The organism is Nonomuraea sp. NPDC049158, assembly GCF_040648335.1.
In the GTDB taxonomy this organism is placed as follows: domain Bacteria; phylum Actinomycetota; class Actinomycetes; order Streptosporangiales; family Streptosporangiaceae; genus Nonomuraea.
In genome coordinates, this window is the sequence record NZ_JBEZDM010000033.1 from 1 (window position 1) to 12,311 (window position 12,311).

General features: G+C 70.6%; 15 protein-coding genes. 4 read left to right on the top strand and 11 right to left on the bottom strand.

All coding sequences use genetic code 11. The annotated features are described in order from the left end of the window. The first annotated feature begins 163 nt into the window (after nt 1-163). Both AB0B61_RS44500 and AB0B61_RS44505 read left to right on the top strand, forming a co-directional pair. Nucleotides 164-1,054 carry an alpha/beta hydrolase gene (locus AB0B61_RS44500; protein WP_358445970.1) on the top strand — a complete coding sequence of 297 codons (891 nt, stop codon included), beginning with the start codon at nt 164-166 and terminating at the stop codon, nt 1,052-1,054. A 13-nt stretch (nt 1,055-1,067) separates the two neighbouring features. Beyond that, a complete protein-coding gene (locus AB0B61_RS44505) occupies nt 1,068-1,979 on the top strand; it encodes an oxygenase MpaB family protein (protein WP_358445972.1) in 912 nt (303 codons plus the stop codon). Here AB0B61_RS44505 and pqqE read toward each other — a convergent pair. From pqqE to AB0B61_RS44550, 9 genes are all read right to left on the bottom strand, one after another. Continuing rightward, a complete protein-coding gene (pqqE, locus tag AB0B61_RS44510) occupies nt 1,930-3,051 on the bottom strand; it encodes a pyrroloquinoline quinone biosynthesis protein PqqE (RefSeq protein WP_358445974.1) in 1,122 nt (373 codons plus the stop codon). The two genes, AB0B61_RS44505 and pqqE, sit on opposite strands and share 50 nt — an antisense overlap. After that, nucleotides 3,048-3,371, bottom strand: a complete 324-nt coding sequence (gene pqqD, locus AB0B61_RS44515; RefSeq protein WP_358445976.1) for a pyrroloquinoline quinone biosynthesis peptide chaperone PqqD — start codon at nt 3,369-3,371, stop codon at nt 3,048-3,050. Before pqqD ends, pqqE begins: the two co-directional genes overlap by 4 nt. Further along, nucleotides 3,368-4,039, bottom strand: coding sequence for a pyrroloquinoline-quinone synthase PqqC (pqqC, locus tag AB0B61_RS44520; protein ID WP_358445979.1), 672 nt, complete (start codon nt 4,037-4,039; stop codon nt 3,368-3,370). Before pqqC ends, pqqD begins: the two co-directional genes overlap by 4 nt. Continuing rightward, the gene (locus tag AB0B61_RS44525; protein WP_358445982.1) at nt 4,036-4,836 is read right to left on the bottom strand and encodes an MBL fold metallo-hydrolase; all 801 of its coding nucleotides are present in this window, start codon (nt 4,834-4,836) and stop codon (nt 4,036-4,038) included. The genes pqqC and AB0B61_RS44525 overlap by 4 nt, the downstream gene beginning before the upstream one ends. Before the next feature lie 12 nt (nt 4,837-4,848). Continuing rightward, nucleotides 4,849-5,004, bottom strand: coding sequence for a pyrroloquinoline quinone precursor peptide PqqA (gene pqqA, locus AB0B61_RS44530; RefSeq protein ID WP_357651976.1), 156 nt, complete (start codon nt 5,002-5,004; stop codon nt 4,849-4,851). A 108-nt stretch (nt 5,005-5,112) separates the two neighbouring features. Next, entirely contained in the window at nt 5,113-6,261 is a 1,149-nt protein-coding gene (locus tag AB0B61_RS44535; RefSeq protein WP_358445984.1) for an MFS transporter, read from the bottom strand. Between the two features lie 174 nt (nt 6,262-6,435). Further along, nucleotides 6,436-7,491 (bottom strand): PD-(D/E)XK nuclease family protein, encoded by a 1,056-nt coding sequence (locus tag AB0B61_RS44540; RefSeq protein WP_358445987.1) that lies wholly within the window; start codon nt 7,489-7,491, stop codon nt 6,436-6,438. After that, nucleotides 7,472-8,182, bottom strand: coding sequence for an MBL fold metallo-hydrolase (locus AB0B61_RS44545; protein WP_358445990.1), 711 nt, complete (start codon nt 8,180-8,182; stop codon nt 7,472-7,474). The genes AB0B61_RS44540 and AB0B61_RS44545 overlap by 20 nt, the downstream gene beginning before the upstream one ends. Before the next feature lie 77 nt (nt 8,183-8,259). Then, nucleotides 8,260-8,883 carry a DUF6758 family protein gene (locus tag AB0B61_RS44550; RefSeq protein WP_358445993.1) on the bottom strand — a complete coding sequence of 208 codons (624 nt, stop codon included), beginning with the start codon at nt 8,881-8,883 and terminating at the stop codon, nt 8,260-8,262. 74 nt (nt 8,884-8,957) lie between these two features. Between AB0B61_RS44550 and AB0B61_RS44555 the strand changes: the two genes are divergently transcribed. Beyond that, nucleotides 8,958-9,380, top strand: a complete 423-nt coding sequence (locus AB0B61_RS44555; protein ID WP_358445996.1) for an NUDIX domain-containing protein — start codon at nt 8,958-8,960, stop codon at nt 9,378-9,380. 55 nt (nt 9,381-9,435) lie between these two features. Here AB0B61_RS44555 and AB0B61_RS44560 read toward each other — a convergent pair whose 3' ends face one another. After that, entirely contained in the window at nt 9,436-10,740 is a 1,305-nt protein-coding gene (locus tag AB0B61_RS44560) for an MFS transporter (RefSeq protein WP_358445999.1), read from the bottom strand. 125 nt (nt 10,741-10,865) lie between these two features. Between AB0B61_RS44560 and AB0B61_RS44565 the strand changes: the two genes are divergently transcribed. Next, nucleotides 10,866-11,378 (top strand): GNAT family N-acetyltransferase, encoded by a 513-nt coding sequence (locus AB0B61_RS44565; protein ID WP_358446002.1) that lies wholly within the window; start codon nt 10,866-10,868, stop codon nt 11,376-11,378. Between the two features lie 186 nt (nt 11,379-11,564). Here the strand turns inward: AB0B61_RS44565 and AB0B61_RS44570 are convergent, their stop codons facing one another. Next, nucleotides 11,565-12,080, bottom strand: coding sequence for a GNAT family N-acetyltransferase (locus AB0B61_RS44570; protein WP_358446005.1), 516 nt, complete (start codon nt 12,078-12,080; stop codon nt 11,565-11,567). Nucleotides 12,081-12,311: the final 231 nt, after the last annotated feature.

Consider the following 12,311-nt stretch of genomic DNA (forward strand, 5'->3'; position numbering starts at 1 on the left):
AGCGGCCGAGGATGCGCTCCCATCGGGTCTGAAGCCAACGCCGATAGAAGACCTCCTCGAGCAGGCTGTTGACGACGAACACGACGGCGAAGTGCGCCGTTTCGCACCAGCGTGGGGAGTATGCCGGTGTCGAGGCGCTGACCTCTGGGTATTGTTGCCTCACGTGAGTACGCCGCGCTTCCTCGACCTGCCTCCTGGCGTTGCACCACAAAAGATAGAAACGTCCCAGGGCACCTTCGCGGCCCTTGAGGCGCTTCCGGTCAGTGGTGTGGTGGAGCGCTGGCCCGCGCTCCTGGTTCCCGGTCTGACCGGCAGCAAGGAAGACTTCATCGCGATCCTGCAGACCCTGGCCCAGTCGGGCCGCCGGGTGGTGGCCGTCGACCTGCGCGGGCAGTATGAGACGCCCGGTCCCGACGACCCCGCCGCCTACTCCTTCGCCGCGCTCGGCGCCGACGTCGACCTGCTGGCCCAGACGCTCAGCGGCGACGAGCCGATGCACCTGGTCGGGCACTCCTTCGGCGGCCTGGTCGCGCGCGAGGCGGTCATCGACGGCCGGACGAAGTTCGCCTCGTTCACGCTGATGAGCTCAGGGCCCTCCGGCATCGTGGGCGAGCGGGCGCGCAGCGGCAAGACGATCATGAAGGAGCTCCCCACCCTGGGGCTCGAACAGCTCTGGTCCACCAGGTTCGAGCCCGAGGCGCTGGCCAACGGCGTGCCCGACGAGATCATCGCCTTTCTGCACAAACGCCTGCTCGCCAACTCCCCCACCGCCCTGTCGCGCATGGCCGAGCAGGTGCTGGGCGCGCCGGACCGTATCGACGAGCTCAGGCAGATCGAGGTGCCCACCCTGGTCCTCTACGGCGAGCGCGACGACGGCTGGCCGGCCGAGCTGCAGTCGGAGATGGCGGCCCGGCTGGAGGCGGAGTGCGTGGTGCTGCCCGGCGCGGCCCACTCACCGGCCGTGGAGGCTCCGGAGACCACGGCCACGGCGCTGGTCCGGTTCTGGAACGCCGCGGAGCATCAGCAATTGGACATCCGATCCAATGATCTGTAACCATGTACTTACTATGACGAGCATCGAAGAGATCGTCGTCCAGCCGCCGGACAGCGTTACTTGGCTGGTGCACCTCGACCGCGCGATGTGGGTCGGCGGCGTGCGCGGGCTGATGCTCCAGGCGCTGCATCCCCTCGCGATGCGCGGCGTCTGGCAGAACTCCAATTTCCAGGAGGACCCGTTCGGCCGCCTGCGCCGCACCGCAGACTTCGTGGGCCGCACGACGTTCGGCAGTCCGGCCGAGGCCGACGAGATCGGCGGGCGGGTGCGCGGCATCCACAAGAGCCTGCGCATCAGCGACCCCGACACCGGCCGTACGCACCGGGTGGACGATCCCGAGCTGCTGCTCTGGGTGCACTGCGCGGAGGTGTCGTCGTACCTGGAGGTGGCCAGGCGCGGCGGGCTGGGGCTCACCGAGCGCCAGGCCGACGCCTACCTGCGGGAGCAGCGCAAGAGCGCCTCCTACGTCGGCCTGCACCCCGAGGACGTGCCCGGCTCGTGCGCGGAGATGGACGCCTACTTCAAGTGGGTACGTCCCGCGCTGCGCGTCACCGAGGAGGCCGCCTCGACCGTGCGGTTCCTGCTGTGGCCCAGGCTGCCGCAGGAGTTGCGGGCGCTCACGCCGGGCAAACCCGCCTATTTCCCGTTCGGCGCGTTGTGCTACTACTCGCTGCCGGAGTGGGCCAGGCGGATGTACGGCGTGCTGCCGGCGGTGCCGCGGGCCACGGTGACAGCGGGGCTGAGAGCGTTCCGGCTGGCCATGAACTCCTTGCCCGAGCCGCTGCACGACCACGCGTTCATGCCGGCGACCAGGGAGATGCTGCGCGCCGCCCGCGAGCGGCTCGCCGCCGCCGGCTACGACACCGGCAAGGGGCTCAGGGGGCTGACCGATCCGCGCCGCCGGCCGAAGGCGCTGGCCGCCTGACGGACCCCGGGCCGCCGCCGACCGTAGGCGCCGGTTGTCTGAAGGTCCATGTGCCGCCGCCCGCCAGGTCGTCGAGGAGATGGTGGTCGGGTGACAGGCGGCAGGCCGGGTCGGTGCGACTCGCGTCGCCGGTGAGCGCGTACGCCTGGCAGCGGCAGCCGCCGAAGTCGAGCTCCTTGCGCGGGCAGCTCGCGCAGGGCTCGCCCATCCAGTCGGTGCCCCGGTAGGCGTTGAAGGCGGGCGAGTGCTCCCAGATCCAGCCGATCGAGTGGTCACGGACGTTCGGCAGGTCCAAGGGCAGGGCGTAGGCCGCCGGGCAGGGCAGCACCCGGCCGTCGGGCGCGACGGTGATCGAGATCGCGCCCCAGCCGCCCATGCAGGGCTTCGGCACGCCGTCGAAGTAATCGGGGATCACCCAGATCAGCTCAACATCCGTCTTTTCCCGATATTTCGTGACTGTTGCCTCGGCGCGGGCGAGTTGCTCCCTGGTGGGCAGCAGCGCGGTCCTGTTGAGCAGCCCCCACCCGTAGAACTGGGTGTTGGCCAGCTCGATGCGCTCCACGCCCCACGCCAGCCCGAGCTCGATGATCTCGCCGACGGCGTCGAGGTTCTCCCGGTGCAGCACCACGTTGAGCCCGAACGGCAGCCCGCTCGCCGCCACGGCGTCGGCGGCCCGCTCCTTCCACGCGAACGAGGCGACTCCGGCGATCCGGTCCGACTCCGCGCTCGTCGCCGACTGGACCGAGAGCTGCACGCTGCGCAGCCCGGCCGCGGCGAGTTCGCCGAGCCGTCGTTCCGTGAGCCCGACGCCGCTGGTGACGAGCTGGGTGTAGACGCCCTCCCCCGCTGCCGCCGCCACGATCGCCGCCAGATCCGGCCTGAGCAGCGGCTCGCCACCGGACAGGTGGGCGTGCACGACGCCGAGCGCCGCCGACTCGGCGAACACCCGCTGCCACTCGCCGGTGCTCAGCTCGCTCGACCTGGCCGCCAGCTCGGTCGGGTTGGAGCAGTACGGGCAGCGCAGCGGGCACGCGTGCGTGAGCTCGGCCAGCATGGCCCATGGGGCGTTCACCGCAGCCACCCCTCGGCGCGCACCCGGTCGAGGAACTCCACCACGTCGTCTTCCACGCCCTCGGGAAGCTCGGCGACGATGTCGGCCACGGTCCGCTCGCCGTCGCAGAGGCCGACGATGGCCGCCGCCTCCTCGTTCAGCACGACGATCCGCTCGGGGACGATCAGCAGGTCGGCCTGCCGTACGGGATCGTGGCGGAGCATGGCCGCGCGGGACAGCACCGGACGCCAGATGGTCGGCGCTGTCGTCGGGCCGGTCGTCGGCGCTGTTGCCGGCTCGGCCGTCGGCCCAGTTGTCGGGCCGGTCGTCGGCTCGGTCATCGATAGGCCCCGTCCACCGCGTCGAGCAGTGCCCACAGAACGTCGCACTTGTAGCCGAGGGCCGCAATGGCCCTCTCCTGGTCCGTACGGGTCCGCGCCCACTCCTGGACCAAGGCCAGTGCTTCGCCGCTGTCCTGGCGGCCCTGAGAGACGCGTACGCGGAAGTATCGGAGCCCCTCGGGGTCGATCCACGGGTAGTGCCGCTCGAAGGCGGCGATCCGGGTGCGCATCAGGTCCGGCGCGAACAGCTCCGTCAGCGAGGCGGCCACGGCTTCGAGCGTGGAGCCGTTGCGGCACAGGTTCACGTAGCCGTCGACGGCCAGCCGTACACCCGGCAGCACGCCCTCACCCGACAGCAGCAGGGCCCGGTCCAGTCCGGCCGCCTCGCCGAGCCGCAGCCATCGCTCGATGCCGCCCTCGCCCGGCGCGGTGCCGTCGTGGTCCTGGATGCGGCGCAGCCACGTCCTGCGCAGCTCGGGCGTGGCCAGCTTGGCGAGGATGAACGCGTCCTTGATCGGGATGTGCCGCTGGTAGTGGAAGCGGTTGAGTATCCAGCCCCGCAACTCCTCACGGGTCAGCTCGCCCGCGTGCATGCGCTGGTTGAAGGGGTGCAGGTGGTGGTAGCGCTTCTCCGGTACGGCACGCAGCTCGGCCTCGAAGCCGTTCACAGGTCGATCACCATCCCGTCGGCGGCCACCTCGATCCCCAGCTCGGCGAGCACCTTGTGCTGCTCGGCCGCCGGGTCCACGAGGGGGTTGGTGTTGTTGAGGTGGGTGTACAGGCGGCGGCCCGGCAGCCGGGACAGGCGCTCCATGGTCGCCTCTATCGGGAGGTGGCCCATCTGGGTGGCGGTCTTCGCCGAGATCCCGGTACGGCGGGGCTCCTCGTCGTCCCAGAAGGTGCCGTCGATGATGACGCAGTCGGCCTCGTCCAGCGCTTCGGGCCACACGCCCATGGCGGGCGCGTACACCACGGCTCCTCCCATGAGGCGCAGGGCGGAGACCCAGTCCGGAGCCTCCGGGGAGTCGGCGTACCGGGGTCGTTTCGCCGATATCGGGATGAGGTCGGCGTCGGCCCAGGAGATCCGCACGTACGGGCGGAGGATGTCGGCGACGGGCCGTAGCGCCTGCCGTACCACCGGGGTGCAGCGGACCTCCAGCTCGTCCGCCTCCCTGAGCCTGAGCAGGCCGATCGTGTGGTCGAGCTCGGCGTCGGTGAGGATCACGCCCTTCAGCGGCGACTCGCGCGGCCCCGGCCCCGGCCGCAGCCACGCGCAGGACTCGATCTGCTCGGCGATGTCGGGCGTGGCGTTGACGACGTAACACCCGTCGTCCTGTTGTACGGCCAGACTGGCGTGGCGTCTGCGGCGGCCCGGATGAGCGCGTGCCCCGGAGCAGCCAGGGCACGCGCAGTTCCACTGGGGCACGCCGCCACCGGCCGCGGTGCCGAGCACCTGCAGTCGCATGGCGGTGCCCGGTTACCTGGTGGCCAGGAAGTACGCGGTCATCTCCATCGACGCCTCGACGACCTGGTAGTCGGGCTTGTGCCAGGTCATCTCCTCGCCGCGGGCCCTGACCTTCTTCTCATGGATCCTGCGTGGTCGCGTCTTGCCCTGTTCCTTCGGCTGGGACATGCGCACCTGCCTTCCATAGGGGTTACACCAGATATGACCGCCTTGGAAGCTTTGCGTCAATGGCTGAGGTCGGAGCTATATCATGGGATTTCTCCCTATTGCCAGTTTTTAGCTCTCTTGACGAGATTCTTCATCCGATGTCTCGACGGGGATGATAAATCCGGCGAGCAGGATGAGCGTCGAGGCCGTGACCATGACCCAGCCGCTGGGAGCCATGGTCTCGGGGGCGTACAGGACGCCGGTGATCGAGGCGGCGGTGGCGGCTCCGATGTACCGCGAGGCCTGGAAGAGGCCCACGGCCAAGCCGGTCTCGTTCCGGTCGGCGTGCACGAACACCAGCGAGTTCAGGCCGAACTGGCTGAACGCGGAGGCCAGGCCGATCAACGACGTGGTCACCAGCACCACCCCGACGGCCCCGACGAAGAACATGACACACGACCCCGCCAGCAGCAGCCCCGCGCTCACCAGCAGCACGGCCCGCATCCCCACACGCGCGGCCACCGCCACCGCCACCGGCGTCATGAGGACCGCCGACACGGCCATGGGCAGGACCAGCAGGCCCGCGAGGTGCGGCGGCAGCCCGGCCGAGCGCTGCGCCCAGAGCGGCACCATGAGGAACGCCAGGTAGAACACCACGTTGACCATCGCGAACACCCCGTAGGTGGCCAGCAGCGCCGGCTTCGGCCTGGGCAGCCACGCCTGCCGCCGCCGTACGGGGGCCACCTTGGGCAGCCAGCGCAGCGCCGGTACGAGCGCCACCGCCGCGAGCGGGACGTTGACCAGGAAGATCGCCCGCCACCCCCACAGGCTGACCAGGAACCCCGCCAGCACCGGCCCGGCCGCGGCGCTGGCCGTCAGCACCATCGAGATCAGCGCGATGACGCGGGGCGGTGGCCGCCCCTTCTCCGCCGTCGCCGTGATGATCGCCATCCCGGCCGGGAGCGTCGCGCAACTCCCGAACGCCTGCAGCAGCCGGGCCACCACCAGAACGGGATAGGAGGGGGCCAAGGCGGCGAGGGCGCCGGTCAGGCCCACCATGACCAGCCCGCCGCAGAACACCCGCCGGGGACCGAACCGGTCGGCCAGCGCGCCCATCAGGGGCGGCACGGCGACGGCGGTCAGGTAGAAGCCCGCGGCCAGCCAGGTGACGGCGACGACGCCGACGCGGAACTCCGTCTCGATGCGGGCCAGGGCTATGGCGATCATGGAGGAGTTCAGGGGGTTGAACAGGGCACCGAACGCTACCGCCACCGGCATACGCCCCACGCGACCCACAACCCGACCATAACCGGATATGTCCAACCATGGTCACCCGGCTTGGGCGAGGGAAGTCGCTGATCGAGTGGACCCCGACCACGCCCGGTGGAGCGCCAACCGGACCAAGCGGATCCCCAGCTGGGCCGATGGCACTCGGCCCGGCTGGGGGTGCCGTTATTCGGCCAGGCCGTCCCAGGGGCGGCGCTCGGGTGCGGCGGCCAAGCCTTCGGGGCAGTGGCGCCGGAAGTCACACCAGCCGCAGATCGGGCCGGGTGTGGGCGCGAACATCGCGTCCAGCTCGGGCGACACCGCCGGAGGCCCGACGTGCGGCCGCTCCTTGGGACCACCCGCCTCCTGTGCGGCCGGCCCGCCCGCGACCGCCTCGGCGCCGCCCCGGCCGACCGCGCCAGGGCCGCCGCCGGGCGTGCCGGGGGCCGGGCCGCCCGTCGTACCGGAGGCTCGACCGCCCTTCGCTCCAGAGGAGCGGGGGCGTACCGGGCCCGGTGCGCCCATCACCTCGCGGTAGCGCTCGTCGGCGGTGGCGGCCTCGACCGCGACCTCCTCCGCCCGCCCCAGGTGACGGCCGAGGGACTCGTCCGTGTGGCGCCATTCGACGATCTCGCCGGTCGGCAGGTGGTGCAGCTCGACCGAGTGGCACGGCGTGCGCATCATCCTGGAGGCCGCGACCGCGTAGATGGCCAGCGCGAGCGAGGAGCGCGCGTCGTCCTGGGTGAGGGGCCGCCGCCCGGTCTTGTAGTCGACCACGACCAGCTCGTCGCCCCGCCGGTCGAGCCGGTCGATGCGGCCGGACACGGCGATGACCTTGGTGCGGGTGGCCACCGTACGCTCGACGCCGACCGGATCATCCGACGGATCCAGTGTGCCGACATATCCGGACACGAGGTCGCGGGCGCGTCCGAGCCACTGCGCCGACTGATCGGCGTCCCTGAACCCCTCGGTGATCCACCCGTTGCTCAGCAGGATGGCCGCCGTCAGCGGCGTCCGCCGCTCATAGGGCTCGCGCCACCAGGCCGCCAGCGCGTTGTGCACGCTGGCTCCGACGCTGTTGTGCGCCCACCCCGGCCCCTTGGACGGCTGCGGCCGGTCCAGGTAGGTGAACCGGTAGCGGCGGCGGCAGTCGAGCCAGGCGTTCAGCCGCGACGGCGTACACGAATAGAGCCGTCGCGGCATCCCTTCCAGCGGCAGCTGGTCATACACCCCGGCCGTCATTCGGGTCGAGCCTGATCCCGGCGGCCTTCGTGCCGTCGGTCAGCGGGCCCTCGTCCGCGTCCTCCGGCTCGCTGATGCGCCACTCGCCGAAGTGCGGCTCCAGGTCGCCGACCGTCACCTCGTCGCCGTGGGCGGCCAGCACCCGCGTCTCGGGGGGCAGCGTGAACAGCCGCGCCCCGATCGCGTTGAGCTGGAAGTTGAGGTCGGGGTATTCGCCGCCGATCTTGCCGGGCCCGTCGGCCTGCAGCGTCTCGCCGCTGAACACCACCCCGAGCGCCTCGCAGTAGAGCGAGACCCCGCCGGGCGTGACGCCGGGCGTCTCCATGACGTCGAGCCGGACGTCGGCCACCTCGAAGATGCCGTCGTCCTCCATGTCGATGTCGGGCCAGGTCTGCGACCAGGTCTCCCGCCAGAGCGGCTTGTCCTTGGGGTGGAGGGCGATCACCGCCTCGTCCCTGCTGGCCACCTCGATGGCCGCGCCGACGTGGTCAGGCAGACCGTGGGTGCAGATCACGGCGAGCACCTCTCGCTCGCCGACCTTCTCCAGGATCTTGTCGGCGTCACGCGCCGGGTCGATCACGATCACCTCTTCGTCGTCGCCGACGATCCAGATGTTGTTCTCGACCTTGTGCTCGGTGCCGTCGACGTCGACGACACCCTCGCTCACCACTCGCTCGATACGCGCTGTCACGCCTCCGCACTCTAGTCCGTCTGAGTGACAGCGCGAATCTCGTTGACCGTGCCGCGTTCGAGAGCCGTCCGTACGGGCTACTTCAGCCTCGGCGAGAAGGCGCCGAAAGGCAGGTCGAGCTCGAGGTCACGCAGGTCGTGCAGGCTCAGCTCGGTCAGCGTGATGAGACACCCGGCCTCGGCGGGCCAGGCGATCGTCCACAGCCAGTTTCCCATCGCCTCGCCGGCGTAGACGGCCCGGTCGGCGCCCGCGCCCACGCACCACAGCGCGGTCGGGTGCCCGAGCACCACGATCTTCGCGTTCGGCGGCCCGGAGTCGAACCCCTCACCGGGATCGGGCCCGTCCAGTCCCGCGAACCCGGCCCCGAGCCCGACACCGGGCTCCTCCGCGATGACCAGCAGGTCGGCGGGCCCCCGCGTCAGAGAAGGGCCGCACAGCGCGACCACGCTGGCACGACCCCCCGTACGCTCGTCGCCCGCCTCCGCGAACCCGGTGACGAGCCAGCCGGGCGGCAAGGGCCATGGCAACCAGACGGGCACGAGCGAGCTCTTCCGCATCGTCTCGACCGCCCTGGCGGACGGGGGCCAAGGTGGCTGGTAGGGCAGGACATCACCGTGCGCGTCACATCGCCAGGCACTCGACCACGCACTTGGCCCGTGAAGTGAACCAAAACACCGTGGGCAGGTTGGTACCGCTCTCACAGCTACTCACGCTGCGTCCTAGGGCACCACTCCGTCAAGGCCGCATGCTGTTGTCCAGCCGTAATCTTGACCATGTGCGCGTAAATTGCGTGGGCGCCATCATCGGCGACGCCTCGGGCCGGCTCCTGCTGATCAAGCGCGGTCAGCCGCCGGGCGCGGGCCTGTGGTCGATCCCGGGCGGCCGGGTGGAGGCCGCCGAGACGGACGCCGCCGCCCTGCGCCGCGAGGTCCTGGAGGAGACCGGTCTGGTCGTCACGATCGGCCCTCTCGTGGGCACCGTGGACCGTCCGGGGCCGGGCGGCGTGACGTACGAGATCCGCGACTACCGCGCCACCGTCACGGACGGCACGCTCGCGGCGGGCGACGACGCCGCCGACGCCCGCTGGTGCTCCCAGGAGGACCTGGTACGGCTACCGCTCACGGACGGCCTGCTGGAGGCGCTGACGTCCTGGGACGCGCTGCCGGGACAGGCGTCCAGAGCCGATCCATCGGCATGACGTAGAGCCGATCGAGGATCGTCCCCGGATTTATGCGGGATCTGTCCCTGCCCCGTCAGCCGCGCAGTTCCTCTCGGTGGTCGCTCCCGCGCAGACTGGCCAGTGCCACGGCGCTGACGACGCAGGCCGCCACGACGTAGTACGCCGGGATGTCGACGTCCTTGGTCGTCTTGATCAGCTCGGTGATGATCAGCCCCGCCGATCCGGAGAAGACCGCGTTCGACAGCGAGTACGCCAGCCCCAGCCCCGTGTAGCGGACCGTGGTCGGGAACATCTCCGCCAGCATCGCGGGCCCCGGCCCCGCCATCAGCCCGACCGCCACCCCGGCCACCAGTACGGCCAGCCCCTTGGCCCAGCTCGGGGCGCCGGGGTCCTGGAGCAGATTCAGCAGGGGGAAGGCGAGCACGATGACCGAGATCGCCCCCGCCAGCATGACCGGCCGCCTGCCGATCCGGTCGCTCAGCACGCCCGCCGGGATGATCGCCAGCGCGAAGCCCAGGTTGGCCAGCACCGTGGCGACCAGTGCCTGCTGGAAGGTGGCGTTCAGCGTGGTCTGGAGGTAGGAGGGCATGACGACCAGGAACGTGTACCCGGCGGCCGACCAGCCCATGAGCCGCCCGATCCCCAGCACGATCGCCTTGGTCACCTCACCGGCGCTCGGCTTGGTGAGGGGTCCCGCCGTACGCGCCCGCTCGAACGACGGCGTCTCCTCAAGCCGCAGCCGCAGCCAGAGCGCCACGAGGCCGAGCGGGAGGGCCAGCAGGAACGGCACCCGCCATCCCCAGTCCGCCAGGTCCTTCGCCGGCAGTGCGGTCGCGAGCACGGCCGCCGCGCCCGCTCCCCCGAGCAGCCCCAGCGCGACGGTGAACGACTGCCACGACCCGTACAGCCCACGCTTGCCACGCGGCGCGAACTCCGTCATGACCGAAACCGCCCCGCCGAACTCCCCGCCGGCCGACAGCCCCTGCACGATTCGGACCAGCGTCAGCAGCCACGGGGCTGCCGCGCCGATCGTGGCGTACGTCGGGAGTACGCCGATGAGCGTCGTGGCGCCCGACATGAGCAGAACGACCAGGATGAGCAGGGGCTTGCGGCCGATCCGGTCACCGAGCCGGCCGAAGAGCGCGGCGCCGAGCGGGCGGAAGAAGAACGCCACGGCGAACGAGGCGTACGTCTTGACCAGCGCTTCCATGTCGCTCGCGCCGTCGGGGGTGAAGAAGTTGGCGGCGATGATGGTGGCGAAATAGCCGTAGACGCCGAACTCGTACCACTCGATGAAGTTGCCGACCGAGCCGGCGATGAGGGCCCGGCGAGAGCGGGCGGGGTCGGTGTGCTGGGGGTCGGGGGCCGTCGCCGTCATGTGGTGACCTTTCGGCTGTCCGATATGACGACAAGCTTCATGGATGCCTATGGGCGTGTCAATTACCTTCAGTGGGCCGCCTAAAGCGGTTGCGATCAGGACGTTCGGGGCGGCAGGCTGCCCGGATGATCGAATTGCAGGAGCTGTCGGCCGATGACTGGACCCTCTGGCGAGAGCTTCGGCTCGTCGCGCTGGAGGAGGCGCCGTACGCGTTCGGAGTCCCGCTCTCGGAATGGCAGGGCGACGGCGACCGCGAGGAGCGGTGGCGGGACCGCCTGAGCATCCCCGGCTCGCGGAACCTGATCGCCCTGCTCGACGGCAAGCCCGCCGGGATGGCCAGCGGCATCCCGGGCGAACGGGACGGCGCGACCGAACTGATCTCGATGTGGGTCGTTCCGGAGGCGCGGGGGCACGGGGTCGGCGATCACCTGATACGCGCCGTGGCGGCATGGGCCGTGGAGGTGGGGGCCGAGGTCCTGGAGCTGGCGGTCGCGCCGGGCAACGAGAAGGCGATCGCGCTGTATCGGCGGCACGGGTTCGAGGACACTTCGCACATCGGTGACGAGCTGCCGAACGGACTGCGGGAGCTGGTGATGGCGAAGAAGCTGCCCATCCGAGGCGACGCTCTCGCAGGATGACCGTGGGAATCCGCCGCCGATCGTAGTTGTCCGTGACCGGCTGCCGTTCTCAGCGTCGGCCGGACGGACGGACAGCCGGACGAACGGCTGGACGGACAGCTCCAGCCACGCTCCACGCCGGGTGCCGAAAGCGCGCCCGCTTCGACACCCGGCGTGGAGACTGTTACCGCTTGTTAGCGCTGCTTGTTACCGCTGCGGCAGGTCTGCCGTCGTGGCGCGGTATCGGGCTGTCTCCTGCTCAGTGCTCCACCGTTCGAACCCGGCCTTTTCCAGCACTCGGATCGAGGGCGGGTTCGACAGCTCCACATTGGCGAACACGGTGTGCACACCTGGTGCGGTGAGGGCGTGCGCCGTCATGGCCCGGGTGGCCTCGGGGGCGTAGCCGCGGCCGCGGCGGGAGGCCACGATGCCGTACCCGAGCTCGAGGGTCCCGTCGCTGGGCGGCCAGAACAGGCCGATCGAGCCGACCACCAGGCCGCTTTCACGCTCGATGACCTGCCGGTGGCCGTACTCGCCCAGCCAGGCGGGATGCTCGGCGAAGAGGCCGACGATGACGCTGTCGCCCTCGGCGGGGAAGTCCGCGGCCCAGTGCGCCCGCCGGGTGCCGTCCAGGACGGCGGCGGCCTCGCCGTCGGTCCACGCCCGCAGGATGAGGCGGGCAGTGGTCAGATCGGGGTGGGTCGGTGAAGAAGAAGATGACACGTTGAGTCTCCTGGTCGTTTTCGTACGACCCGGACCGCGCTAGCTTCGCGCGGGCCGGACAAGGGCATGCTGATGAGGGCTGCTGGCAGCCATATTCATCAACCTCCCTCGTCACACGGCGATCACGCGTCCCTCGCGCTGGCGCGATGCTATCGACGGGTCGACGGGTCGGGCAAATCGTTGTTGCGCCAGAGTTCGTCCGCTGACGATGTCGAACCGGGTCGCTCGGCC

What these genes read in the sequence shown, in the direction of transcription:
- AB0B61_RS44560 (WP_358445999.1), bottom strand. Translation starts at nt 10,740, where the DNA reads ATGACGGCGACGGCCCCCGACCCCCAGCACACCGACCCCGCCCGCTCT.
- AB0B61_RS44535 (WP_358445984.1), bottom strand. Translation starts at nt 6,261, where the DNA reads ATGCCGGTGGCGGTAGCGTTCGGTGCCCTGTTCAACCCCCTGAACTCC.
- pqqD (WP_358445976.1), bottom strand. Translation starts at nt 3,371, where the DNA reads ATGACCGAGCCGACGACCGGCCCGACAACTGGGCCGACGGCCGAGCCG.
- AB0B61_RS44565 (WP_358446002.1), top strand. Translation starts at nt 10,866, where the DNA reads ATGATCGAATTGCAGGAGCTGTCGGCCGATGACTGGACCCTCTGGCGA.
- AB0B61_RS44505 (WP_358445972.1), top strand. Translation starts at nt 1,068, where the DNA reads ATGACGAGCATCGAAGAGATCGTCGTCCAGCCGCCGGACAGCGTTACT.
- pqqA (WP_357651976.1), bottom strand. Translation starts at nt 5,004, where the DNA reads ATGTCCCAGCCGAAGGAACAGGGCAAGACGCGACCACGCAGGATCCAT.
- AB0B61_RS44525 (WP_358445982.1), bottom strand. Translation starts at nt 4,836, where the DNA reads ATGCGACTGCAGGTGCTCGGCACCGCGGCCGGTGGCGGCGTGCCCCAG.
- AB0B61_RS44540 (WP_358445987.1), bottom strand. Translation starts at nt 7,491, where the DNA reads ATGACGGCCGGGGTGTATGACCAGCTGCCGCTGGAAGGGATGCCGCGA.